Source organism: Pseudarthrobacter sp. CCNWLW207, from assembly GCF_037203945.1.
Lineage (GTDB): Bacteria > Actinomycetota > Actinomycetes > Actinomycetales > Micrococcaceae > Arthrobacter.
In genome coordinates this window covers 129,788-153,929 of sequence record NZ_JBBCBS010000002.1, presented here as the reverse complement: position 1 = coordinate 153,929, position 24,142 = coordinate 129,788, and the positions used below count along the sequence as shown (strand labels likewise).

Below are 24,142 nucleotides of genomic sequence, written 5' to 3'. Positions count from 1 at the left end.
CCCCAGCCATGCTCCCCTTCATCGCCAAGAGAACAACAACGTTGGTGGCGGCCGTTGTGGTGTCCTCTTTCGCGGTGTTCCTGATTCCGTATTTCACTCCCGGGGACCCCGTCCGCAAGATCATCAGGTCTCGCGTGTCCGGGGACGTGGTGGATGACGCCGCCGTGCAGTCGTTGAGCCTCAGCCTGGGCCTGCAAGATCCGCTGGTGCTCCAGTATCTCCGTTGGCTGGGCCGGATCATCACCGGCGACATGGGTCTTTCGCACGTCAGCCGGACCCCGGTGGCGGACCAGGTCCTGCCTGCCCTGGCCGTGACGCTCAGCCTGGTTGTCCTTTCGTTGGGCCTCGCCGTCCTGGTGTCACTGCCGCTGGGGATCGCTGCCGGGCTGCGCCAGGGGAAGGCCACGGACAGGGTGATCACTACCGTCACGCAGTCTTTCATCGCCATGCCGGAGTACTGGGTGGCGCCGCTGCTGGTGCTGGTGTTCGCGCTGAAACTCTCCGTCCTGCCGTCCGCGGGCTGGGCGGGCCCGGCCTCGATGGTCCTGCCGGCAGTCACCCTGGCGCTGCGGCCCATCAGCTACTTCACGTCAGCTGTCCGCTCCGGCATGATCGAAGCGGCCGGCGCCGAACACGTTCCCGCGGCCAGGGCGAGGGGCCTGACCCACGCCCAGGCAGTCCTCCGGCATGTGGTGCCCAACGGGCTGGTCCCACTGTCCACACTCTTCGCCGTCTGGTTCGCGGGGCTGCTGGGCGGCTCGGTGATCGTGGAGGTCATCTTCGCCGTACCCGGCATGGGGCGGCTGCTGTTCGACGCCGTCATCAACAGCGACATACCGCTGGCCCAGGGCGGGGTAGTGGTGGTGGTGGTCCTCGCCGTCACCGTTACCACGCTCGCGGACCTTGTGCACCGGCTGCTTAGCCCGGCCGTGGAAGGAAGCTATGCGTAGGCGGACGGGACAAAGGCGCCCGGTGGCGACCGTCGCGGCGGCCGTGGTGCTCGCCGTCGTCATCCTGGCTGTCCTGGTTGCACCCTGGATCTACCCGTACCCGCCTTCGGAGCAGAACCTTGCCGCGCGCCTCGCCCCGGCGTCCGCCGAGCACTGGCTGGGAACCGACCACCTGGGCCGTGACACCCTGAGCCGGCTCCTGGAAGGCGGCCGGTTCTCCATGTCCGTGGCTGCGCTGGCCACTGTCCTGACGTGCGTGCTCGGTGTCGCCGCCGGGGTGCTCAGCGCCCGCCGGCGCGGCTGGCTGGATGAGTTCCTGACCCGGACCAACGATGTGCTGCTTGCGGTTCCCGAGATGGTGGTGGCGCTCTTTATCGTGGCCACGCTGGGCACCGGGTTCGGGCCGCTCCTGCTGGCCCTGACCGTGACCGGCTGGACGCCGTTCGCCCGGCTGGCACGGACCCTCGCTTACGACGTCTCAAGCCGCGGTTTCGTTGAGGCCGCGCGCGTGGTGGGCTGCCCGCCGTCGTTCATTATCTTCCGGCACGTCATTCCGCACCTGGCCGCCCCTATCCTGGGCCAGGCCACGCTCCGGTTCGGCCAGTTGCTGATCAGCGTTGGCGCCCTGTCCTACCTGGGGCTGGGCGTCCAGCCGCCGCAGTCGGACTGGGGGTCCATGATGGCCGCCGCGCAGCCCTACACGGAACGTGCCCCGCTGGGGATCCTCGCGCCGGGCCTCGCGATCTTTGCGGTTGCCCTGTGTGTGACCCTGCTGGGGCAGCGTGCCGCGCACATGGCCGCCGGTCCCCTGCTGCTGCCCGTGGCGGAGGCGAAATGAGCAGCCCGGGCAGCGTGTTGGAGATCCGCGGTTTGGAAGTCCGGAACCTTGGGCCTGCCGGAAAGTCCGACGGCGGCACGGCAGCCCGTGCCACCGGTCCAGGAAGCGCCGGGCCGGCACCCCTCGTCCGGGACCTGTCATTGTCCGTCGCCGCAGGCGAATTCGTGGCACTCGTGGGCGGCTCCGGGTCGGGAAAAACCCTCACCGCCTTGTCCTGCCTGCGGCTGCTGCCGCCTCAGCTTGGCATCACGTCCGGCTCCATCCGGCTGGGCACCGTCGATGTCACGGCCGCTGCAGAGGAGGACCTCAATACGGTCCGCGGCGGCAAGGTGGGCATGCTCTTCCAGCAGCCCAAGCGGATGTTCAACCCCAATCGCACCATCGGCCAGCACTTGCTCGAGCCGCTGCGCATCCATGGGGGCCTGCGCGGGGCGAAAGCCAGGGATACCGCCGTGGAGATGCTTCACGAGGTTGGCTTCGCCGATCCCGCCCGGGGCTTCGGTTCCTATCCCCACCAGCTATCCGGGGGCATGGCACAGCGGGCCATGACCGCCGTCGCCCTCGCCGGCCGCCCCCAGCTGCTCCTGGCGGATGAACCGACGTCGGCCCTGGACAAGATGCTCGAACGGCAGGTACTCCAGCTCCTGGACCGCGAGCGCCGGGAACGCGGACTCGGGGTCCTGTACATCACCCACAACATCGCCTCGGTGGCCCCGTTCGCCGACCGCGTGCTGGTGATGGACTCCGGCAGCATCGTCGAAAGCGGTCCCACGGCCGACGTCCTGGCCGCGCCGCAGCAGGACTACACCCGCGAACTGCTCGCGGCGTCGCAGTTGGCGCCTGACTCCCGCCGACGGCCAGCCCCCGCCGAACGGGACGTCCTCACCCTTTCCGGGGTGCACAAGACCTTTGGTCCGCGCAGGCGCCGGCACACCGTGCTTGAGGATGTGAGCCTGGAGCTGAAAGGCGGGGAGATCCTGGGTATCCTGGGCCAGTCCGGCTCGGGCAAAAGCACCCTGGCGCGCGCCGTCGTCGGCCTGGAAAAAGCCAGCCGCGGCACCATCAGCCGTCACCTGCCAGAAGCCGGCAGCGCCCCGGAGGCCACCGCCGTCCAGTTGGTGTTCCAGGAGCCGCACAGCTCCTTCGATCCGCGGATGACGCTGCGCGCCAGCATGGAGGCGCCCCTCCTGCGGCGGCGGGGGCTCACTGCCGCGGACCGCGCGCGCAGGATTGCGGACGCCATGGCCGAGGTGGAACTGGACGAATGCATGCTGGACAGGCGCCCCGGCCAGTGCTCGGGAGGGCAGCTTCAGCGCGCCACGATTGCCAGGGCCCTGCTGCTCGATCCGCGGGTGCTGATCTGCGATGAGGCCACTTCGGCCCTGGATGCGCTGACCCAGCGCACTGTCCTGAACCTTCTGCTGCGGCTCCAGCGCGACCACCGGCTGTCGCTGATTGTGATCTCGCACGACATGGATGTGGTCCGGTACATGTGCGACCGCGTGGCCGTGCTGCTGGACGGGCGGGTGATTGAGGTCGCGGAAACGCAGGCGTTCTTCGCCAGCCCCGCCCACGAGCACAGCCGTGCCCTGGTGGATGCTGCAATCCCCTGCCGGGGAGACCACCTGCGGTCGCTGATGCGCGGGCCTGCCTCCGTCCCAGGCTGACTCCGGACCCTTGCCATCGCCCTTGAGGGGCCGGAGCAGCACCGGTAGGGTTCGGTCATGGACATCATCCTGGTACCCGGATTCTGGCTGGACGCATCGTCGTGGGATGAGGTCACTCCCCCACTTGCCGCGGCCGGCCATCGCCTCCACCCGCTTACGCTCCCCGGCCTCGAATCCCCTGACGCATCGCGGGCGGGCATCGGACTGCGGACCCACATCGACGCCGTGGTGGAGAAGGTGGATTCCCTTGACGGCAAGGTGGTGCTGGTGGGCCACTCGGGCGGCGGGGCCATCATCCACGGCGTGGCTGACGCCCGGCCGGACCGCATCGAACGGAACATCTTTGTGGACAGCGGGCCCCTGGGCGAAGGGGACGTCATCAATAATGAACTGCCGGCCGACGGCGACGACATTCCGCTTCCGCCGTGGGACGGTTTCGAGGATGAGGACCTGGTGGACCTGACGGACGAACTCCGGGACAACTTCCGGGCACGGGCCATCCCGGAGCCCAAGGGCGTGGCCTACGACAAGCAGCACCTCCACGATGCGCGGCGGTATGACGTCCCGGCCACGGTGATCGCCTGCGAGTTCCCGTCGTCGCTGCTGACGGAGTGGATCGACGCCGGCCATCCCTTCGTCGCCGAACTCGCCCGCATCCGGGACGTGGAGTACGTGGACCTGCCTACCGGGCACTGGCCCCAGTTCACTAAGCCGGGCGAACTGGGCCAAGCGATTCTGAAGGCGGTGGACCGCACGGGCTGAGCGCCGCCGTCGGACCCTCCGCAAAAGTGACCCGCCGAAAAGTGGTCCGTGCGCTTCGAGCGCCGAGGGAATAGATTAGTAGTGCGACTTAGTGAACAGGGCTTGGCTGCCTGTTCACTCCCAAGGTGGGGTTTGGGATACATGCCGGGGCCGGCGGTGAGATGGCCTCAGGGTGAGACCAGGCCACGCTCCCCAGCCACCGCCGGCCCCCTGACGTGTCCGGACAGTTCGATGCCGCAGCCCGCCGTCATTCCCAGAGCGTTCCGGTTTTCCGGGTCCTGCCAGTACCTCCCTAACGTGCGGGTCCGGGGGTAGCGTGGACGGGTGGACAACAGGATGGAAGTGCGCGAGTTCCTCGCCTCACGGCGTGCCCGGATCACTCCCGAAATGGCAGGACTGACGCTCTACGGCGGCCGACGCCGGGTCCCCGGCCTGCGCCGTGAAGAGGTGGCCATGCTTGCCGGTGTCAGCGTGGACTACTACACAAAGCTTGAGCGGGGGAACCTGTCCGGCACCTCCGAAAGCGTCCTTGACGCCATCGCCGGGGCGCTGAAACTCGACGAGGCCGAACGGGACCACCTCTACAACCTTGCGCGCGCGTCCAGCCCGTCAGGCAGGGCCCGACGGCGCCCCCTCCAAAGCGGCGCGGTCCGGCCCACCCTCCAGTTCATGCTCGACTCCATCACCACGGCACCGGCTTTCATCAGCAACCACTACATGGACATCGTGGCCGCCAACCAGCTTGGCTTTGCCCTGTACTCGGAGATGTACCGCGGGCCAGCCCGGCCCGGGAACCACTGCCGGTTCATTTTCTTGGACCCCAAAGCCCGGGATTTTTACCCCGACTGGGATCTGGCGGCCAATACCAACGTTGCGATCCTGCGGACGCAGACCGGGCGCAACCCCTTTGATAAGCGGCTGGCCGACCTCGTCGGAGAACTTTCCGTCCGCAGCGAAGAATTCCGGACGCGCTGGGCCGCCCACAATGTCCGGCGCCACTACGCGGGCACGAAGGTTTTCCACCACCCGGTGGTGGGAGAGCTCGAGCTTGCCTACGAGGCGATGGAACTGGCCGAGGACCCCGGCTTCACCCTCACGGTCTACCCCGCAGCGCCCGGATCGCCGTCAGATGAAAGGCTGCGCCTGCTCGCGAGCTGGGCCGCGACGGAACGGATTCAGGACCTGGCGGGGGCACCGCAGCCGCAGGACGTCCGGCACCCCTAGCTTTGGGGAGCACTTATCCGGCGCGCGAACCGCCGGGTGGTGGCATGATGGGCGCATGAGCCGAGTCACGTGCGATCTGACGGTATCCCTCGACGGCTTCGTCGCCGGCCCGAACCAAACTCCGACAGACCCTTTGGGCGAGGGCGGCGAGTTGCTGCACAGATGGCAGTTCGAGGAACGCGAAGCCAACGCACCCGAGCTCGAGGGCATCCTCGCGGCGGGCGCGTACATCATGGGTCGGAACATGTTCGCCGGGCCCGGGGCGTGGGCCGAAGAATGGCGGGGTTGGTGGGGTGAGGAGCCGCCGTATCACGCCCCCGTGTTCGTTCTCACGCACCAGGAGCGCGAACCTGTGCAGATGCAGGGCGGAACCACCTTCAACTTCGTAACCGATGGGATCGAATCGGCCCTTGCCAGGGCGAGGGAAGCCGCCGGCAGCAAGGACGTGGCCATCGCCGGAGGGGCGCAGACGGCCCGCCAGTACTTGTCGGCGGGGCTGATCGACGAGTTGCGGCTGCACATCGCACCCATGACCCTGGGGGCGGGTGAACGGCTGCTCGACGGCGTCGGGAACCTCACGCTTGAGCCGACGGAAGTGAGCGGCAGCCGCCTCGTCACACACGTGCGTTACCGCATCATCCGCTGAACGGCTACGCGAGGGCTTGTTCCCAAGTCGCTTGATTCCGGGCGACGTAGTGGGTCGCGGTACGCCAGTGCTCGCCGTGCCCGTTAACGTACATGTCGGCCCAAGGCTGGATCCCGGTCGCATGCGAGGACTTCAGAAGATCGAACATCGCCGCAGTTCGTTTCGCCATGGCCGCCGGAAGTGCCTTGCTTAGTGCGGCATCGGCTCCGTAGCCGTCAACAAGTGCCCGCAACCTCAGGGCGGCGTCATCCACCGGCTGCCCGTCGAACAGCAGGCCGAACGACTGCGCGGCGTAGGCCAGATCCCACAACCGCGTGCTGGGCCCGGCACCATCCCAATCGATGAATACCCAACGGTCCCCCATGATGAGGTTCCACGGAGCGACGTCGTTGTGGCACATCAGGTCTGGATTCTCCGCCGGCAGCAGCATCTTCCAGTCGCCCGGGTTGCGCATCGGCACTGTTTCGCTCGCATCATGGATTTGCCGAATCATCCGACCCACCCGCAATAAATCGTCCCGCCAGAGCGGCAAATGATCCATTGCAAGTACGCCTTCTATGTACTCCACTGTGCTTCGACCGTGTTCGTCCCGGCCCAGAGGCTGGGGAACGTCCACCCCGGACGACCGGAGCGCACTCAGATAACTCTGCACGGCGGCTGAGTTCTCCAGCCAGGGTTTTCGGACGGTATGACCAATCCGGACCACGCTCTCGGAAGCGTTTCCACCTGTCAGTTCCTGCTCGTCCGCAACCATCCCAGCAGGCTACTGGAGTTCCCAGCTGACCTTAAATGGCGCCACATCGAAACCTCGCACCGCTCGTCCAAATTCAGATTCTTGATTGTGTGGGATGGGCGCTCGGAATACAGGTTTGCCGTTGGCGGACCCGGATAGTCTCGGCCCGCACCTCGCCCTAATCGAGCACCCCGGACCGTGGGTTACCCACTTCGCCAACAATGCTTGCGCTCCACTGCCGACAGCTAATAGCGTCTCGACAAGCTGGTTCAAAACCACAAGCGGAAGGCGTTTCATGCTGAAGAAAGTCGCTGAGGGTGTTCTCGTTCACGAGAGCGAGTTCATCCAGAGTAATTCCGTTGTGGTGCAGGGCCGGGACGGTGTGCTGCTCATCGACCCCGGTATAACGCGTGGCGAAATGGCGGACCTGGCGAACGACGTTCGCGAGTTGGGCCAGCCTGTTGTGGCAGGCTTCTCAACGCATCCGGACTGGGACCACGTGCTCTGGCACACGTCCTTCGGCGCAGCGCCCCGGTACGGTACGGCCCGCTGCGCGGCATCTATCCACGATGTGCTGTCGAAAGCGGATTGGCAGGACCTCATCGCCGAAGGGCTCCCGCCGGAGTACGCCGAAGAGATCCCGATGGAGCTGCTCGGTCAAATTACGGGTCTGCCCGCCGGAGCTGAACAGATTCCTTGGGATGGCCCCAAAGTCCGCATCATCGAGCATCAAGCCCATGCCCCGGGGCACGCGGCGCTGCTGATTGAAGAGCGCCGCGTCCTCGTCGCCGGCGACATGCTTTCTGACATCCTGATGCCGTTCCTCGACCTGGAGACAGCGGATCCGCTCGGGGACTACCTCGAGGCGCTGCGGCTGTTCGAGGACCTGGCAGACGACGTCGATGCCGTCATTCCCGGTCACGGTTCAGTGGGAGGGGCTGGGCAACTAGGAGTACGAATCAATCAGGATCGCGCATATGTCCAGGACCTGCTCGACGGCGGTGTTCCCGACGACCCGCGGATCGGCCCATCGGCCCCGTTGGATTGGCTGCCCGACGTGCATCAATGGCAACTCCAGCGGCTCGCCGAGAGAGGGCAGAAATAGCGGTCGGACCCGCACCTGCCATTGGACCCGGAACTATCAGTCCCCGAGGAGGCGGCGCTTGGCATCGCTGAATTCCGCATCAGATAGCGCGCCTTTCGCATGCAGGTCCGTCAGGAGCGCAAGTAGAGACTACGCACTGTCGCCCCCTGGCTGTACACTCAAAGTATCGAACATATATTCGAATAAAGGTGTGTTGTGGGCGTTGTTGTCGGTCCCCGTGTGATAGATGCGGGCCTCTCCTTGCGGCTGGTGCTGATGTCCCCGGTTGCGGTTGCCGCGGGCTACCCCTCGCCAGCCCAGGACTACTTCGACGGCCGGATCGACCTGAATGAACACCTCATCAAGGACATCACCAGCACCTTCGTTGTCCGGGTAACCGGCGACTCGATGGAACGGGCAGGGATCAGCGATGGCGACGAACTCATCGTCAACCGGGCCCTCGAACCCAAGGACGGCTCCGTGGTCATCGCTGTCCTCGACGGCGAACTGACCGTCAAGCGGCTGCGGATCACCGCCACAGGTGTGGTGCTGCAGGCAGAGAACCCCCGCTACCCGGACATCCGCGTCCCCGGCCTCAGTGAGCTCACCATCTGGGGCGTGGCCACCAGGTGCCTCCACCATGTCTAGCTCGCGGAAATTCAGTAAGCAGCACAGCTCAGAGGAGCCGCACCATGCGGATCTCGCGCACGCCGTCGTCCACATTCACGGTCCCGTCCGCTACGAACCCGTGCTTACGGTAGAACGCCTGCGCCCGGGGATTCGGATCGGCAACCCACAGCGCCGCCGAATCGTGAGGGCCGACGACGGCGTCCAGGAGGGCAGCCCCGGCGCCGGTCCCATGCTCAGCCGCAACGACGTACAGCACGTAAAGGTGCGTGCCCCACTGCGCACCGGAGTCCTGCGGGGGTCCTGCCATCGCAATCCCGATCACGTCGCCGTTGCGTTCGGCCACCGCGACGCGGTTCGCTTGGTAGCGCTCGTCGCTGAGGGCGACGGTCCAGAAGCGTTCCCGGGTGGAGGGCAATTCCGGGTCATCGAGCACCAGGTCTGCCATCACCCCGCGGTACGTCTCACGCCACGACCGCACATGCACGCGCGCCATCTCGGCAGCGTCATCAACGCGCGCCCGACGAACCGTCACCCCCGTATCCATAGCGGAAACTCTACCCAGAACGGCGGCTGGCCCCATGTCTAAACCGGCGCTGATGCGGCAGATGCCGGAAATCGCCCTCGTGGACGTGAACTGCTTCTATGCGAGCGCCGAACGCGCATTTGACCCGTCCCTCGAGGGCAAACCGCTGGTTGTTCTGTCCAACAACGACGGCTGCGCCGTCACCCGCTCCCCTGAAGCCAAGGCCCTGGGCATCGGCGTTGGGGAGCCGTGGTTCAAGATCGCCCCGCGGGCGAAAGAATGGGGGCTGATTGCCAGGTCCAGCAACTACGAGCTGTACGGCGACATCAGCGCCCGCGTGATGGAACTCCTGGGCCGGTACTCCGCGTGGCTGGAGGTTTACAGCATCGACGAAGCCTTCCTCGGCGTCAAAGGCTCTCCCACGGCACTCCTCCAGCTGGGACGGGACATGAAAGCCGCCGCAGCGAGGAACGTGGGCGTCCCCGTCTGTGTTGGTATCGCCCGCACCAAGACACTCGCCAAGCTCGCCAACAAATGGGCCAAGCACAATCCCGCGTTCGACGGCGTCTGCCGCTGGGATTCGGTGCCGGCAGGTCGGCGGGAGGCACTCATGGCGGGCCTCTCCGTCGTCGAACTCTGGGGCGTTGCCACTCGCCTGACCAAACGGCTGAACGCGATGGGTATCCACTCGATCCTCGATCTCAGCCGGGCGGACCCCGTGCGGATCCGCGACAAATTCTCCGTAGTGCTGATGCGGACCGTCCTGGAACTGCAGGGCACCCCCTGCATCCCCATGGAGGAGGAGCGCGTGGGCCGGGACCAGCTCATCTTTTCGCGCTCGTTCTCCACCCCGATCACCACAGCCGCCGGCCTGCGCCAGGTCCTTAGCGTGTACGGCCAGCAGGCCAGCGCCCGGCTGGCCAAACACCACCTCCAGGCCAAGGTCCTCACAGCCTTCGCCGGCACCTCCCACTTCAACGCGAAGGACACCTCCTTTCCGTCGGTCTGCGTCCCGCTGCCCATGCCCACCGCGGATCCGGTGATCCTGACCAAGGCCGCCCATGCCCTGCTGCCCGCCATCCACGAGGGCGTGAAGTACGCCCGCGCCGGGATCATGGTGACGGACCTTAGGCCCACCGGAAACCAGAAACCCTTGGAAATCTTCGAGAACCCACACGAGGAACGCCACATCGGACCCCTCCTTGAAGACATCGTCCGCCGCTACGGACGCGGCTCCATCGGACTGGGCCACGCGGGCATCCGCGGCGGACCCGACTGGAGCATGAAACGCGGCATGCGCTCCCCGCGCTACACCACCCACTGGGACGAACTCCCCCTGGTCAAAGCCGCCTAGCAGCCCGCAGATGCACTAACGAAATGAAAATCCTTTCGTTCCACCGGTTCGTCCAGTTTGGTGGAACACCAGGAGCGCGGCCGTAGTTGGCAGCTGCAACCTGGTCAGCGTCGAATTTTGGCGTGTCCAGGTCCGCCTTGTCTACGGAGTCCGTGCGGGCCATGGCGGAAACGATAAGGCGCACCCAGAAGTACACCGCCGAGGGTACCCAAGACGGCCCCAAGAGGTATGAACGACCCGTCCTTTATGCTGGGCCGTTGAGCGAGTCCATCCCGCCGGCTCTGCAACCACCGGTTGCTGTTGCCCTGGCGAAACTCGTCAAGACATTCCCGGGACCCGATGCACTGCCGGGCGTGATTTATGCAGAACCCAAATGGGACGGATACCTTCACTGCACTCTGTCAATCGGAGCCCGTCCGTCCTGCCGCCGATCAGGTTGCTGTCACACCAATTCGCTCTGGCTTACGCGCGCTCACGTGTCTCAAAACTAACGATGGGTACTCGATTTTTTCCTGAAGGTTGCAAGACATAGATACGAGAATTGCCCTTGCCACCGCCACTTCCAGAATTCCGCCGAAAATCTGTGACTGTGGAGGTGAAACGGCTGTTCACTCGTTGAGACGTCTCGTTTCCCAAGGGTTTTGAGACACAATGTTCAGGCCGGGAGGTTTGGCATGTTTGCTGCTTGGGTTGCCGGACCACGCGAACTCCGCACACTTCGTCTTCAGTGTTCACTGCTTCGTCGGTGACGAAGCCGTTCTTTCGGTAGAAGGCTTGGGCACGGGGGTTAGGGTGGGCGACCCAGAGGGCAGCGGGCGCGTTGTCATCGATTACTGCAGCCAGGAGTGCCGTACCCACCCCGGAACCGTGGAACCCGGCATATGTGTAGAGACAACTGCTGCGCGTCATCTGTCCGATCGAGGGAAGAGCCTGACATTGCGATACCGATCAGGTACCTAGGGCGAGCACCGGCGCCGGATAGGGTGAATGCAACCAGCTACGCATGAAACAGCGATAGGTCACCTCATGGCAACTTCCGAAAAAGCGGCAACCAAAATCATTGAAGGTTTTGGAAGATCAAACGAAACCTTCAACCGGGAGTGGGTCCGGTTGGAAGCAAACCTGGCACAGCACGGAAAGCTGTCGTTTGATGACCAAGACCTTGCAGACCCCATTGACCATGCAATCTCACAGCTCGTTGCAGCTGTGGGGGAAGACATCGATCACGCCCTGATCGTCAACGCGCCAAAGGGCCCTCCGGGGTATGCACTCGAATACCACTGCGCGGTATTCGGCAAGGGAGTGCTGGCTTACGTTGAATTCAGCAACGAAAGCCGCGATCCCGAGATCATAGTGCACACCATCCCCCGAACCTCGATAACTGAAATTCAGGTTCGGGCCGCAAAGGACTACCGGAACGAAAACGGTCGTCTCGTGTATGTCGTGAAGTACGCCAACGGGCCAACGCTCGATATCCGCGAACGGAACAGCGAGGGCCAGGACGTCGCCGAGCCGGGAGCGTGGCTCCAGCAACTCTTGGATGATCTCCGCGAAGATCTGGCAGCCGCACGCTAGCGGCGGAGGACCGGCACACGTTGTGCCGGTCCTCTCACGCAACTAGCGTTTACCACCTGCCTACAGGGTTGGCGGATATCCAGGTGTTGGCATCACGTCAGAGGCCCAATTAAGGACAGACCATCTACTGTCATTCAGCTGCATCACCATCGGATACGCCAAACTGTCAGCACCCGCTTTCCAGACCCCGCCCGGCGGGATTTCTGCATGGACGTAAAGCATCTCCGTGTCCAGCGCTATGACTCGTGGAGCAACACCCATGCCGCAAGTCGCAAGGTTCAGTGGGTAAGCCTTTCGAAAGTCTCGAAGAAGCACCCTTTCGAAATCGGCCCACAAAGGATGTTCCGTAGGCGCGCTTGGGGCTAATTCGTCGGCAACTTTGACCAACTCATAACCCGCCTGTTGGAGAGCAACCTTGTTGGCTGTCGCCCACCACTGCACCCAACAGACCCGAAGCCGGGGATGAACTAGCGGCCAGGCTCTGGCCAGGTCTTCCTTATAGAAAGCATCCAGAATAGAAAGCATCCAGAAACTTCAAGGCAACGGACACTACCTGCGACTGAGCGCTAGCTTCATTGTCTTCCGGTTCCAAGGTCATTCGCCAATATCATCGAAGCTCGACTACTCCCCCAGCGTTCCACTTCCACAAAGGCGACTTTTGGTATTCCCAGAGTTCACGTTCTGCCGGCGCGAGCGGTGAGCAGATCAGATCGAAGCGAGTCAAAGAGTCGGGCGGTACTTCCGTTACGTTGCGAGGAGTAGCGTGGCATGCCGACCACAAGGGGAGGGACCCCGTCGAATACGGCGGTGAAGGATATGTAGTCCGGATGTTCCTCGTCCGGCACATCGAAATACTCCACGTGGTGCATCGTTAAACTTTGGATGCTTGAGCGCGGAACAATTTTTACGTCTCCCTTGTAGGGATATGGAGAGTAGTTGTTCGGGTCCACGGTCTGCAGATCGCCGGAAATTACGAACAGGGGTGTAACGATGGTTGCTGTGTACCGCGGCAGGCTGCCCCCGCGGCCGCCTTCTACATTGGACACGCAGAACTGGACCTCGTCGTCTTGTATCGCCCGCGCCAGCCGGCCCTCTAACCAAGCAGTAGCCTTCTCCGCGGTCGTGAAAGGATCTCTAGGCCAGTCATAGTTACCTTCACAAAGGCGGTCGTGAATGGCTTTTATGCGTTCAGACGACATTGCGGTCGTTCCCCCAAGTGATAGCGCCGGCTGCTGCCAACAGTAGAAATTCAGGCTACAGTTCGGGACTGACAACCTCTCCCGAACTGTACGTCTGCGGATTGCTCACGTCGAGTTTTGGAAAGTGCGGATCAACGACCGGGCCAGCATCGTCGCAACTTCTCCCGCTCCTCGATCGAGCGCTGCGCGGCTTACGGTTTCATCCGGTTCTAGGTGCAGCGGAGCGCTGCTAAGGTGCATTCCCACGCTGTTACGGGGACCGCGCCCGAGTTCTCCAACCGCCACCATTGACGTCGAAGTGATTCCCACGCCAATGGCAAACCTATCCGCCCCTGATACATCAACCTGCCCCGCTAACCGCAGCGCTGATCCTAGCCTCCGCGACAGATCGTTTAGATCCAGAATCGATCCCATCATGTCCCCCGGAAGCCTGAACGTCACAGTTGTCCCGCCAGCTTTGCGGATCAACACAGCAGCAAGGGACCCGTCATGGGTCTCATGCAAACCTCCCCGACGTGAAGGCGCCGGAGAGCGAACAATGACGCCGCCTTCAAAGTGGTCTAATTCCACTCCCTGAGCAGCAGACACAAGTCCAGCGTTTCTGACTTGCCCCGGCAGACCGGCCCCTACCTCATCCAGTAGTCGCGCTGAAACCGGCCGTCCGTGGATCGGGACAACATGAATCTCAAGGAGGCAACGTTCCGCAGACGAAAACTGGTTCCTGAAATCTTCTTCCAGAAGCCAGCGAACCTCAACGGTTTCTTGCAGGGGCTCGAAATCCAATGATTCGGGCGCAGCCTCGAGTTCGCGGATGGACGCTACTACAGCTTGTTGAAGCTCCGATACGTCGGAGAAAGCCTTATAGAAGCGACCTGATCCGTACTCGCCCAAACTCTTTTCAAACTGCTGCTGCTCTACGTCGAAGGTGCTGCCGCTCTTTCGAAATACGTAACGGGCGATACCGGCCCGTTGTGCTGCTACCCACTCGTCGTGCGTCGCCGACTGCCCAGTCTCCGGAAACACCGTTCCGTAATGAGGGCCGAGTATCAATAGGTAGGCATCACTTGATTCCACACCCTTGATGCATGCCTCTCTGCTTGGTGCTGATTGCGCGGAAAAGTCCTCGAAACGAACAGGCTCGTGCCCGAGCGCTTTGATCAGGCCTGGTAGCGCATCTCGCTCTACTTCCAACCCACGCCGAACGCTGCTAATGAAGATCCTCATTGGAACATTGTGCTTCACTCGGCGCACCAATATTTTCAAGATCTAACGCCTGCGCCTTGAAGGAATCTACAAGATTAACTCTGGGCCCGGGTTTCCAGCACGGCCAGCACCTGGCGTGCTGCAGTTCCGGTAATCGGACACCCACCGGGAGTAGGGTCGAGCTTTGAATCCTGCAGAGGGCTGGAGCAGCGTAGGCGAAGGAGACGGGGAATGGATATAGCGGGTCTGCCTGACCGGATTGCTGCAGGAATACAGCTCCTCATCAGCGGGGATAAGCCAAAGCCAGGCGGCCTCAGCCTCGGAAAGTGCTACTACTACGCGGACGGCAGCAACAACTTCTGGGCGCTGCTCTACGACTCCGGGCTCTCCTCGGAGGCGCTGACATGGCAGGACGACAAAGAACTTTCGCGACTGGGGATCGGTCTGACCGACCTGAATAAGTCAGACGAACTCGGCTCGGGCCACATACGGTTGGAGGCACTAGTGCGCGAGTTCCGTCCGCAATGTATGGCCTTCAACGGCAAGGGTGTTGCCAAGGACTACGTCAGACAGGCCGGTACCCATGAGCGCGTCGAGCTGGGTCTTCAGGACTGGAGAATCGCCGACACCGAAGTGTTCGTCCTGCCCAGCAGCTCGGGCCTGAACACGCACCCACTATTGCTGGGCCGGGACGAACTGCTTCTGGACAAGCCCGCTTGGTGGGCGCAGCTAGCGATGCACCTAGGGCGGCGGTCACGGGCAGGAGTAGCCGAAACCTGAAGCGGTCCTGGGTCGACACGGTTCCTCGCCGGAGTCGAGCGCATAACAGTTACGAAGTCGGATCTGGAGAAGCCGCGTACAGGGCTTCCAACCAGCGAGCGGGTGGTGGACGAAAGGGACGTAGTGGCAGAACAGTACGTTGCCGGTGTGGCCTGAACGCCGACGCTTGCCATCCATTAGTGCCTCATCCCACCATCGCGATGGCGGAACAATTGCCAAGGCATCACTGAACCTATTCCTGAGAACCGGGGCAGCCCCCGCTTTAATCACGGAATTTTCAGTATAAAGCTGGCACGATGGCTAGCAGGAGCGTAACGAGCACAAGGTTCGAACCTCCCAATGGAGGCTGAACGTTTTGGGAACGAGGGAAGGGCTTCGGCTGTTTGCGGCCATCGAACTGGAGCTGAATCAAGCCCGGCGTTGGATGCAAAGTCCTAGGGTGGCTATGGGGCGCCTAGTTAAGGCCCACAGCCAATTCGAAGAGCTAATAGCTTCCGGAAGCCTAGACCATGCTCGTTGCCTACACGTTCTTTATGAGCTCTCGTCACTACAAATTGATGCTGCTTCTACTGCAGAAGACGTAGACCAAGTTAGGCTAGGTCTGGCTTGGGCGCAGGCAGTGATGGACGATGAAAGCGCGGCTGCCGAGGACAAAGATTCAGCGGCGTTCAACATCGCGAATGGTCTGACTGAAATCCACTACATAGGTTGGACCAAGCATCGCGCCTTGCCCGTAACGAATGCCAGCCTCAAACGAGCGCCTTTCCGGTTGGCCGAGCGGGAAACCCTGCGACTAACCCGTCGCCTCAACGCAACTGCAGCAACGAGCGAGCATTTGGAAGGGCGTCGTCGATCGACTGCACTGTGTAACCTGGGCAGTTCTTTGGACGAGTCCGGCCGCTGGGTCGAGGCCTACCAATGCTACGCCGACGCGCTGGAAGCAGATCCAACGAATGGCAACGCAGCTGGCAACGCAGCCGAGCTGCTAAGGCGAAGGATCGTTCGCGGCCAAGGACTGCTCGGCCATTACGGTGCGGTGTACGACCAATACGTAAGAAGAGCACATCAGCTTCGGGACCACACTGTTGCTATTGCTGGCGAGGCAACCGCCCGACGCTGGGATGAGCTAGAGCTTACGGAAAGTCTCGGACACACAAGCCACGAGGGCGACGGATTAGATGAATACCAGCAGTGGATAAAGGAACACCGGCTTGCGTTGGCGCTAGCGGTCGAGGGATTGGGGTCGGATGAGCCTCGATGGGATAGCGCCAGCCTGGGAGGGGTAAAGGTAAAAGTCGGAGAGCCTGACCCGCCCCTGATATTTTCGTCTATGAACGTGTTGAAAGCGGAGTTTCTTACGGTTCGTCGATTGGCTTTTCGCGGAGAGACCATGCTGCTGGAGTCGCTCTTCTCTCAGCACCCTGACGACACAGGTTCTTACGCTGACACCCTTGACTATTCCTTGTATGGAGAGCCACCTGCGATGCTGATCTTGGCTCAGAGGGCCAGCCTAGATTTGCTTGACAAAATAGCAGTGGCCGCCAATGAACATTTTGGAACCGGGCTGAGCCCCGAACAAGTCAGTTTTCGAGGCTACTGGTTTGACCGCGGATCAGGCGCGCTTCGTCCAAAACTGCCTAAGCCAGTTGCTGGCCACGGCATGGCTATTGCCTTGGCGGAGTTATCTTATGACATGGATCCAGATGGTCTTTACCCGGCCGCACAGACACTCAGAAATGCCGGTACTCACCGGCTCGTGCATCTAACGCATGGAGTTCCAACCGGTGTCACTGAGGGAACGCACAGCACTGTGGATTACTGGGAGCTCATCCATGCATGTCACGAATCTCTTCGCGTTGCGCGGTCAGCTTTTATCTACTTGATTGATCTGATTGGCGAAGCAGAAGCCGAACACCAATCGTCGAATCTGCTCAGTCTCCCGCTTCCAAACCAACTTTAGAGAACCTTACACACCCGCTGGGAGCACTATTGCCAGCAGCTCTTTGCTTTCGCCTCGTGATTCGGCCTGGTACTACAGAAGGACAAACTGGGTCGTCGGTTCGGCCACCACCCGTAACCGCCACATTTATGCCGAAATCGTCAGCGGCGGCGGACTCGACCGGTACAACGGCGGCGGACTGGACACCTCAACTGGTGGCGGTTTGCACGATGGGCCTTGCGCCAACCCCTACAAGGAGGGCATCCCACCAATGCACGTTTTCATACCAGAGCTTCGAGCTCGCGGTTATGAAGCCGAAGCGGACCTGTTAGCGAAGGCACACGGACTCAAACTTTAGTTCACGGGCACAGCCCGCAAAAGGTCATTTTTGAAGGCCCAGGAACGGGGCCCTTCGGGCGTTCCAGCTAGGGCTCACTCCTGAGGCAGGTCAGCGAAGTACTTGGCGTGCTGTTCGAGGATGCCTTGAAGGGCCGGAACGAAGTGCGCCTCGAGGCCGGTCACGCGTGAGTATCCGTAAGCGGCACCGATGAGCGCCAGACTGGACACCGCCGCGCAGTCCGCTGCCGGTCGCGGTCGGGCTACCGAGAGCAGGGCCATGTAGTGGCTGCCCGGCTTCTTATCAATGTAAGGCTCGGCGGAGTCGATCGATGGGTGGCTGGCGGCAGTGTAGGCGAGCCACGCCAAATACATGCTCTTGAGCCGGTCCTTGATCTCCTCCGGACCCTTGTCGATCGCATTCTTCAGATGGGTGGAAGTCCCCATGCTCTTGAACTAGTCGGTAGCGGCATCCGCGTACTGCTGGAGCTGGTCGGCCATAGCCGCATCGAATCGCCAACCGTCATGCTGGGCTTCCAGCATCTTCTTGCTCGTATTCTTCTTGGCGAGCATGGCTACCTCGACGAACTTCCCTTCGCCTGCGTCCGCCCAGACAAGGCGCATTGCATGCTCGAGGGCGGAGCGAAGAAGCGGCGCGGATTCGCTCCCGTAGCCACTATTCTCGAGCTTGATCGCGGCCTCGCCGCTGCGCAGAGTGCGCTGGAGCCAGCCCCAAGCAAGGCCAGGTGCGGCTGCCCTACGCTGCTCCTCGTCGGACTCATTGTGGATCCACAGCAGTTGCGGCTTAGGCGCTTCATTGACCACGCGCGCAAGGCTGCGATAGATCGCATACCCTGGGTCTTTCTCCGTGGGGCTGGTTCTGTCGGTCGGCTTACGGAACTTATTTCTAGTACTCATGCCGACAGCCTTTCAAGGGACCCTCGCCATTTGGGGGACGAGGCTCGAATCGCGCTAACGTTCGTCGCCCTCACCGCGCATTGGTGCACGGTGAGGGATCCCCTTACGGGCACTTGAACCCTTCTCCGGACCGAGGCGATGTGTCTCATAACCCATATGCGTCAAAACCCTAGGGATTCGAGGCGCTGACAGCTCGGATTACCTTGACCTAAAGAAGATGGTCTCTGTGGTCACGTCATCGACTGCAGGCTTTCCGTAGATCAATGCATACCGGGAATACGGCTCTACCTGACCGTCTTTGGACGTATGGTGATCCTCCCAGCGAAGGAAGACCTCGAAAGAATTTCCTCCTGCCTTACTTGTTGCCCAAGCGATAACTTCAGTGACCTCTCCGGCGTCCCCGACATCCCATTCATCAACAAGCCAGGCGAAATTCACGGCTGGCGGTGGAAACCAGAAACGCACTCTATAGATCGGAGATAGATCGCCCCCTCCGACGGAGTCATTCGGATCAGCCCGTACGGTACGCATGGGCCGAGCCTACGCCCAAAGCCGGAAGTAGCTGCCCCTCGCGCCATCTCCTCATGGGCAGCTGCAGCCTGCTCCGAACTGAGGCGATGTGTCTCAAAACCGGGACGCCTCGAATCCCTAGCGATACACGACAACCTGACGATTCGAAAGCCGGCCTGTGCGAGGACTTTGGACATTTGTCCAGACGACTTCGGAAAACGACACCGAGCACTCGCTCCGGACCCGCTACTTAGAACGCTCAAGGAATGCCTTCACACGCTCCACATATTGTCGAGCGTGTAGCTTGTACTGCTGTTCGTACTGAGGAAAGTACCCTGCCGCTTCGGCCGGCAACGTGAAGTATGAGCCATGCTCCAAGACCGTTGTTCCGTCCTCGCCGTCGCGCAAAAAGTCACGCCCGCGAGCTGCCGTGTCGGTGTCACCGATACTCCGTGTGATAGCCAGTTCCTGCGGAATTTCATGCACGACTTCTATAGCAGACACGGTTTCCACCCCATCGCGCACTGAGATGAAGACTTGGATCTCGCCTTCTCCTTCTCGGCCAGGAGCCCGAAAGGCGCGCACAACATCGGGATCGACGAGAACACTGTTCTCCGCCGGCTTGATGAAATCCCACACCTGCTGCCTCGAAGCCTTAATGGCCGTGGACGCGCCTACGTAATGCACCGAAGGCGCAACTGACGATGGTGGTGCGGACTGCTGGCGGTCTAACCATGGGCTCATGGAATGAGTGTTTCACTGGCTGCCCGACCCGGCCATCCGCCACGCTCGCACCGCCTGCGTCCGGAGGCTGAGCCGGATGCCTTGGCAGACCGGGTCGGCAGGGGTCTTGCAGTAACGAATTTGAACCACTGGGTCCGCTTCCTTCTGCCGCGCATCAGCCTGGCAATGTCTCGTCCAAGCTTGGGTCAGCGTTCATCTATGGATCCTTTACCAAGACCGGACGAGCTGGTCGTCAACTATTTTCGAAACCCTGCCTTCCAGCGGTTCCAGCCAACCGTGCGTCGTTTCAACAATGTGTCTCAACTGATCTATTCTCAACAAAAGAGAAAGATGCCTTTGATGCGCCATGAGGAGTCGGTTTGGGCAGTATCGGATACGCCAGAGTCAGCCCCACCGACCAGAACTCGGACCTGCAGCATGTGGCCTTGAAGGCCGCCGGCTGCCACCGGATCTTCACCGATCATGGAGTCAGTGGATCTAGGGCCAGTCGGCCCGAGCTGAACAAGATGCTCAAACACCTGCCCGGTGAAGGGATCCCTTTACCGGACGCCTCCTATTCCGAGTCCGGGTGGCGGGACCCCGTGGCTACGGCAGTTCCTGCCATCCGCAGCTGAGGAGGCAGGGCCCGACGTGGTTCAATAGACTTGCCTTTTGCAGGTCCCGCCCGCGGCCCAGGAGCCAGCTGCCGGCCCAAAGCAGCACAACGAGAATCAGGATCTCGGTGCCGTTGGGGGCCGTGAGCCACGCCCGGGCGCTCATCCCCGTTCTCCGCTATTGAGCTCGAGACGTGCCTTCTCCCGCCGCTCGTCGGCTTGGAGGATGCCGTCGCGGACAGCGGCGCGAATGACGCCGTAGAGGACGTAGAAGAAGACGGCCGCGAAGACCACGAGCAGGACCGGGTTGTTGAGTGGATTCATCCCTGCACGTCTTCCTCAGGCCAGTACTTTTGGACTCCTGCAGCGGCCTCTCGAAGCTGACGGCCGTCGAGGATAATGGAGCTTTCGGGCAGGCCCATGTCGGTCCACTGGGCGACCAGGCGCAGGTCCCCGGCCGGCGGTAGCGGCCAGAGCCAGAGTGCGGCGTTTGCTGACATGTCATCTTCCCCGCCATTGCCGCCCTTGGGCCGGTATTCGAAGACCGGGCCGCTAGGTTCCTGGTCCATTGGCCTGTGTCCGTACATCGTCAAGGATGAGCTGCTGGCCTTGGTGCCGTCGGGGAACTGGACTCCGAGCAGGAGGATGGAGTCGGCAGAAATGCCCCCATCGCGCACTTGCGGCGCCGGTCGGTGAAAGACGGCATTGATTTCCGCCCACTTCCGGTCCCCCTGGTCGGTGCGGCGCAGAATCCAGTTCATGTCCATGATGCATCCCGTGGAGTAGACCTTGATGGCTTCAACGGACATCACAAAGGTCGGGGATTTGTGGACGAACCGACCCACCGGGACGACGGCGGGCAGTTCGTAGCGGGGTGGCGCCGTCCAGGGAGGCGGCGTGAACTGCGGCGTCCGTGGGCGGGGAGGCAGCGCCGGGATCGAATAGTCCTGGAAGAAGGTCACGGTCGTTCCTACGGGTTCGATGGTTGCGACCGACCAGCGGAACAGCGGCGTGCGCCACCTTGGATCCCCCAATCCGTCCTTACCGGCCCCAGTCTAGCCCCGGACCAGAGCCCCAAGGATTTTGATGCCGGCGCGAAGGCAGGAACTGCCCGTAAGCCGATCCTCTATCGGGATGCAGGGATTGCCAGCTTCGATTAGTCGTGAAAGATGGTGAGCATGACACTTGACCCGTGGGAGTGCACTGAATTGTCGGAAGCTCCTCAGGATTGGATACTTGCCACCGAGAACGGCTGGGGCGCAAAACCGCTAATGCATCAGTCGGTGACCTTCCCTCAAAGGTCGCTCCAGTGCCGGCCTGGCGTGCGACGTGCTCGAACCCATCCCCCGTCTAGGGTCCTCGTTTCGAGGATGTTTGCAGGGAGTCCCCGGATGTCCCTCGGGTGACGATCCGAGCCACCTGTGTTCAGAACCAGGGTCGTACCGGATCACACGGAGTATCTACCCCTGAGGAGGTACGTTCGTATCGGGCAGCCCATGACTCCTTGCGGTCGACTCCTCACGATTGGCTGGATGAACAACTGCCCGCACGGTTGCGTACACAGGGTCGACGTCGAAGGCCTCCACCCGGTTGGGGGCGGCGCCCCAGTGCAGCTCATTGAGGCCACGTTTGGGCCCGGCTCCGCGGAAGAATTCGGCCTCGTGATCCGCGGCAACGGCAGTGAAGGGACCAGGATCGGCATCCGTACGGTCGACGGCCGACTCGCAGTAGGCAGGACGGACAGAGTTGCTGCGGAAAGTTGTTAGCTACTCCTTTGCCCCTCGAGACGGGCCTCAAGCATCGATTCCCGGAGCCGGGAGTGGGCCAGAGCCAATCCGGCATACGCCGCTCCCCTGGCCACCGATAGTCCAACCACTTGCGTCACGACCCTGATCTCCGGAACGACGGGAAGGCTTTGCGCCAGCCGCCTCCGCACCTCGGGAAGAACCATGTCCACGAGCGGGCTCAAGCGACCCACAAAATACACGGACTCGGGGTCCAGCGTCACCGCAACGGCACCGACAGCGGTGACGATCGCCGTCGTAAACGCGTCCACCACTTCCGCGTGGGACGCCGCTTCCTGCTGTTGGGCCCAGAGTGCTTCGATGCCCTCCAGGTCCAGTCCCCGCCCCTGGGCGAATCGGAGGAGACCGCTTGTGCTCAGTAGCCCATCGAGGGTCTCGCTCCCAACGCCCGAGAAGAGAACACCACCAAGATCGCCGAAAGCAGGGGTCCGCCCCTGGACGATCTCCTGATCAGTACAACTGGCGAAGCTCAGCACCGTACTAAGCATGAACAAAGCAGCATTCCCTATGCTCGGATCGTCCTTAAGGATCCCTCGGAGCGATGCATTGGCATCGCTCTCAAGCATCACGGGAGCCTTCAACCGGTCTTCAAGAGAATCCAGGAAAGTCTTCCTTGATTCCGGTGTCACGGACCAGTTAGGGCCACTAGGGACACGACCGGGCAGCGCGGCGACGACCTGGCGCAATGGCCCCTCTGCGGAATCACGGGTCTCCTCAATCACGTCCACCAGCCACTCGGCAATGGTTCCAACATCGGCTCCCTCGAGGCTGGGAACAACGACGTGCCTAACCTCGCGACCTCTCAGGTCCGTCACCAGGACGCAAGTGGTTCGTGCCCCGAAAGAGATTCCGACAATGTGCCCCGCCGTGCCGGGTACATCCAGATACGTCGAGCGCCGACCGCGGCGCACAACCGCATCGACTCCCTGCTCGACTACGAATCCGTCAACAAGAAGCTCATCCACCTTCCGGGACACCGTCGGCTGGCTCAGACGCGTCACCTCGATCAGCCTGTTGCGCGTCAAAGGGGCCTCGGAAAGGACCGCGTCCAGGACCGAAGCCTTGTTGTAGTCGCGTGCCGTGGGAGTGCTACTCATAGGCCAACCTTAATGAGGTTCAGGGCGAAACACCGCTAGCGGATCGCGGCTTCAGTGATGGCTGACTCGCCCAGGCCCCAGTACTCCAGGGACTCCTTGTATTCCGGGGTTTCCAGGACGGACTGGATGGCCTTCTGCAGGGCCGGTGTCAACGGTGATCCCTTCTTCACACCCATGGCGACGTTGGTGTTCGTACGGGTGTCCATCCTCGGCTCCAGAATGGTGAAATGGTTGGGCTGCTGATCGTTGGCCCAGGCCAGGGCACTGGCATCGTAGAAGACCCCGTCGACGCGCTTGGAGTCCAGCTGCGTCAGGGCCTCCTGGACGTTGGGCAGTGTGATGGCGTTGATGGCCGGCTGGCCCTTTTCCTCACAGGTCCACTTCGAGACGTTCGGCAGGTGCTTCAACTGCTGGGTGGAGCCCTTGGTCACCGCGATGTTCTTGCCACAGAGCGAGTCGTTGGTCAGCTTGAGCGGGTTGTCCTTGGCTACCGCCACGGCCGAGCCGCCCTTGAGGTAGTTGATCATGTCCATGACCTTCAGTCGCTCTTCGGTGGCGGACATCGTGGTGGCGGTGAAGTCGTACCGGCCGCCGTCGATCCCGGGAACGATCGTGTCGAACGCCGTGTTCTCAAACTTCAGCTTCAGCCCCAGCTTTTTGGCCACCAGGCGGGCGAGGTCCGGGTTCACGCCAATCGGGGTGGTGTTGTCCTCCGCCAGGAACGTCATCGGCGGAGAGCTCAGATCCATCGCCACAGTCAGCTCACCCTTAGCCTTGTAGGACTCCGGCAGCAGCGCCACCGCAGCCGCATCCGGCTGGACACCCTCAGAAACGTCACGAGTGTTCTGGGTCTTCCGAACTTCCGTCTCCGACGTTCCCGTAGCCGCACCGCCACAGGCGCTCATCGCCAGCACGACAGCAAGCCCCGCGGCCGCCGTCTGAATCTTGTTCATGGTCTTCATGGTGCTTCCCTTCAGTGGTTTCCGCTGATGTAATCCGCAGAATGAGTGAGCATGCTTAGCAAGGCTCCCC

General features: G+C 62.2%; 26 protein-coding genes. 13 read left to right on the top strand and 13 right to left on the bottom strand.

Annotated elements, in window-relative coordinates:
- The first annotated feature begins 8 nt into the window (after positions 1–8).
- The 6 genes from V9L17_RS03780 to V9L17_RS03755 all read left to right on the top strand — a co-directional run bounded on the left by V9L17_RS03780 (position 9) and on the right by V9L17_RS03755 (position 6,087).
- Entirely contained in the window at positions 9–950 is a 942-nt protein-coding gene (locus V9L17_RS03780; protein ID WP_337350525.1) for an ABC transporter permease, read from the top strand.
- Positions 943–1,788 carry an ABC transporter permease gene (locus V9L17_RS03775; protein WP_436472917.1) on the top strand — a complete coding sequence of 282 codons (846 nt, stop codon included), beginning with the start codon at positions 943–945 and terminating at the stop codon, positions 1,786–1,788. Before V9L17_RS03780 ends, V9L17_RS03775 begins: the two co-directional genes overlap by 8 nt.
- Positions 1,785–3,455, top strand: a complete 1,671-nt coding sequence (locus V9L17_RS03770; protein ID WP_337350524.1) for an ABC transporter ATP-binding protein — start codon at positions 1,785–1,787, stop codon at positions 3,453–3,455. Before V9L17_RS03775 ends, V9L17_RS03770 begins: the two co-directional genes overlap by 4 nt.
- A 57-nt stretch (positions 3,456–3,512) precedes the next feature.
- Positions 3,513–4,217 carry an alpha/beta fold hydrolase gene (locus V9L17_RS03765; protein WP_337350523.1) on the top strand — a complete coding sequence of 235 codons (705 nt, stop codon included), beginning with the start codon at positions 3,513–3,515 and terminating at the stop codon, positions 4,215–4,217.
- Positions 4,218–4,541: 324 nt separating this feature from the next.
- On the top strand, positions 4,542–5,441 hold the full coding sequence (locus V9L17_RS03760) for a helix-turn-helix transcriptional regulator (RefSeq protein ID WP_337350522.1): 900 nt from the start codon (positions 4,542–4,544) through the stop codon (positions 5,439–5,441).
- A gap of 55 nt (positions 5,442–5,496) precedes the next feature.
- Complete coding sequence (locus V9L17_RS03755) at positions 5,497–6,087, top strand: dihydrofolate reductase family protein (RefSeq protein WP_337350521.1); 591 nt, start codon at positions 5,497–5,499, stop codon at positions 6,085–6,087.
- A gap of 4 nt (positions 6,088–6,091) precedes the next feature.
- Here the strand turns inward: V9L17_RS03755 and V9L17_RS03750 are convergent, their stop codons facing one another.
- On the bottom strand, positions 6,092–6,841 hold the full coding sequence (locus V9L17_RS03750) for a phosphotransferase (RefSeq protein WP_337350520.1): 750 nt from the start codon (positions 6,839–6,841) through the stop codon (positions 6,092–6,094).
- Positions 6,842–7,115: 274 nt separating this feature from the next.
- On the opposite strand from V9L17_RS03750, the gene V9L17_RS03745 reads away from it, so the two are divergent.
- Positions 7,116–7,925 (top strand): MBL fold metallo-hydrolase, encoded by an 810-nt coding sequence (locus V9L17_RS03745; protein WP_337350519.1) that lies wholly within the window; start codon positions 7,116–7,118, stop codon positions 7,923–7,925.
- A gap of 36 nt (positions 7,926–7,961) precedes the next feature.
- Here the strand turns inward: V9L17_RS03745 and V9L17_RS21275 are convergent, their stop codons facing one another.
- Positions 7,962–8,039 carry a hypothetical protein gene (locus V9L17_RS21275; protein ID WP_443198006.1) on the bottom strand — a complete coding sequence of 26 codons (78 nt, stop codon included), beginning with the start codon at positions 8,037–8,039 and terminating at the stop codon, positions 7,962–7,964.
- An 81-nt stretch (positions 8,040–8,120) separates the two neighbouring features.
- Between V9L17_RS21275 and V9L17_RS03740 the strand changes: the two genes are divergently transcribed.
- The gene (locus tag V9L17_RS03740) at positions 8,121–8,552 is read left to right on the top strand and encodes a LexA family protein (protein WP_337350518.1); all 432 of its coding nucleotides are present in this window, start codon (positions 8,121–8,123) and stop codon (positions 8,550–8,552) included.
- Positions 8,553–8,580: 28 nt separating this feature from the next.
- Here V9L17_RS03740 and V9L17_RS03735 read toward each other — a convergent pair whose 3' ends face one another.
- The gene (locus V9L17_RS03735) at positions 8,581–9,078 is read right to left on the bottom strand and encodes a GNAT family N-acetyltransferase (protein WP_337350517.1); all 498 of its coding nucleotides are present in this window, start codon (positions 9,076–9,078) and stop codon (positions 8,581–8,583) included.
- 34 nt (positions 9,079–9,112) lie between these two features.
- Between V9L17_RS03735 and V9L17_RS03730 the strand changes: the two genes are divergently transcribed.
- Positions 9,113–10,411, top strand: coding sequence for a Y-family DNA polymerase (locus V9L17_RS03730; RefSeq protein ID WP_337350516.1), 1,299 nt, complete (start codon positions 9,113–9,115; stop codon positions 10,409–10,411).
- 462 nt (positions 10,412–10,873) lie between these two features.
- Here V9L17_RS03730 and V9L17_RS03725 read toward each other — a convergent pair whose 3' ends face one another.
- Positions 10,874–11,320 carry a GNAT family N-acetyltransferase gene (locus tag V9L17_RS03725; RefSeq protein ID WP_337350515.1) on the bottom strand — a complete coding sequence of 149 codons (447 nt, stop codon included), beginning with the start codon at positions 11,318–11,320 and terminating at the stop codon, positions 10,874–10,876.
- Between the two features lie 117 nt (positions 11,321–11,437).
- Here V9L17_RS03725 and V9L17_RS03720 point away from each other — a divergent pair, with 117 nt between their 5' ends.
- The gene (locus V9L17_RS03720) at positions 11,438–11,986 is read left to right on the top strand and encodes a hypothetical protein (RefSeq protein ID WP_337350514.1); all 549 of its coding nucleotides are present in this window, start codon (positions 11,438–11,440) and stop codon (positions 11,984–11,986) included.
- Between the two features lie 674 nt (positions 11,987–12,660).
- On the opposite strand, the gene V9L17_RS03715 is transcribed toward V9L17_RS03720, so the two are convergent.
- Positions 12,661–13,185: a hypothetical protein gene (locus V9L17_RS03715; protein ID WP_337350513.1), complete on the bottom strand. Its 525-nt coding sequence runs from the start codon at positions 13,183–13,185 to the stop codon at positions 12,661–12,663.
- Positions 13,186–13,290: 105 nt separating this feature from the next.
- Positions 13,291–14,409 carry a DUF4062 domain-containing protein gene (locus tag V9L17_RS03710; RefSeq protein WP_337350512.1) on the bottom strand — a complete coding sequence of 373 codons (1,119 nt, stop codon included), beginning with the start codon at positions 14,407–14,409 and terminating at the stop codon, positions 13,291–13,293.
- Positions 14,410–14,619: 210 nt separating this feature from the next.
- Between V9L17_RS03710 and V9L17_RS03705 the strand changes: the two genes are divergently transcribed.
- Together V9L17_RS03705 and V9L17_RS03700 are read left to right on the top strand one after the other, a co-directional pair.
- Positions 14,620–15,168: a mismatch-specific DNA-glycosylase gene (locus V9L17_RS03705; protein WP_337350511.1), complete on the top strand. Its 549-nt coding sequence runs from the start codon at positions 14,620–14,622 to the stop codon at positions 15,166–15,168.
- A 622-nt stretch (positions 15,169–15,790) separates the two neighbouring features.
- The gene (locus V9L17_RS03700; RefSeq protein ID WP_337350765.1) at positions 15,791–17,128 is read left to right on the top strand and encodes an LA2681 family HEPN domain-containing protein; all 1,338 of its coding nucleotides are present in this window, start codon (positions 15,791–15,793) and stop codon (positions 17,126–17,128) included.
- Between the two features lie 411 nt (positions 17,129–17,539).
- Here V9L17_RS03700 and V9L17_RS03695 read toward each other — a convergent pair whose 3' ends face one another.
- From V9L17_RS03695 to V9L17_RS03685, 3 genes are all read right to left on the bottom strand, one after another.
- Positions 17,540–17,890: a hypothetical protein gene (locus V9L17_RS03695; protein WP_337350510.1), complete on the bottom strand. Its 351-nt coding sequence runs from the start codon at positions 17,888–17,890 to the stop codon at positions 17,540–17,542.
- A 9-nt stretch (positions 17,891–17,899) separates the two neighbouring features.
- Entirely contained in the window at positions 17,900–18,361 is a 462-nt protein-coding gene (locus V9L17_RS03690; protein ID WP_337350509.1) for a hypothetical protein, read from the bottom strand.
- A 756-nt stretch (positions 18,362–19,117) separates the two neighbouring features.
- The gene (locus V9L17_RS03685; protein ID WP_337350508.1) at positions 19,118–19,615 is read right to left on the bottom strand and encodes an SRPBCC family protein; all 498 of its coding nucleotides are present in this window, start codon (positions 19,613–19,615) and stop codon (positions 19,118–19,120) included.
- A 359-nt stretch (positions 19,616–19,974) separates the two neighbouring features.
- Here V9L17_RS03685 and V9L17_RS03680 point away from each other — a divergent pair, with 359 nt between their 5' ends.
- Positions 19,975–20,229, top strand: coding sequence for a recombinase family protein (locus V9L17_RS03680; protein WP_337350507.1), 255 nt, complete (start codon positions 19,975–19,977; stop codon positions 20,227–20,229).
- 141 nt (positions 20,230–20,370) lie between these two features.
- On the opposite strand, the gene V9L17_RS03675 is transcribed toward V9L17_RS03680, so the two are convergent.
- The 4 genes from V9L17_RS03675 to V9L17_RS03655 form a co-directional block, all read right to left on the bottom strand.
- Positions 20,371–20,532, bottom strand: a complete 162-nt coding sequence (locus V9L17_RS03675; RefSeq protein ID WP_337350506.1) for a hypothetical protein — start codon at positions 20,530–20,532, stop codon at positions 20,371–20,373.
- Positions 20,529–21,170, bottom strand: coding sequence for a hypothetical protein (locus V9L17_RS03670; RefSeq protein WP_337350505.1), 642 nt, complete (start codon positions 21,168–21,170; stop codon positions 20,529–20,531). The genes V9L17_RS03675 and V9L17_RS03670 overlap by 4 nt, the downstream gene beginning before the upstream one ends.
- Positions 21,171–21,970: 800 nt before the next feature.
- The gene (locus V9L17_RS03660) at positions 21,971–23,110 is read right to left on the bottom strand and encodes an ROK family transcriptional regulator (protein ID WP_337350503.1); all 1,140 of its coding nucleotides are present in this window, start codon (positions 23,108–23,110) and stop codon (positions 21,971–21,973) included.
- A 35-nt stretch (positions 23,111–23,145) separates the two neighbouring features.
- A complete protein-coding gene (locus tag V9L17_RS03655) occupies positions 23,146–24,072 on the bottom strand; it encodes an ABC transporter substrate-binding protein (RefSeq protein WP_337350502.1) in 927 nt (308 codons plus the stop codon).
- Between the last annotated feature and the right edge of the window lie 70 nt (positions 24,073–24,142).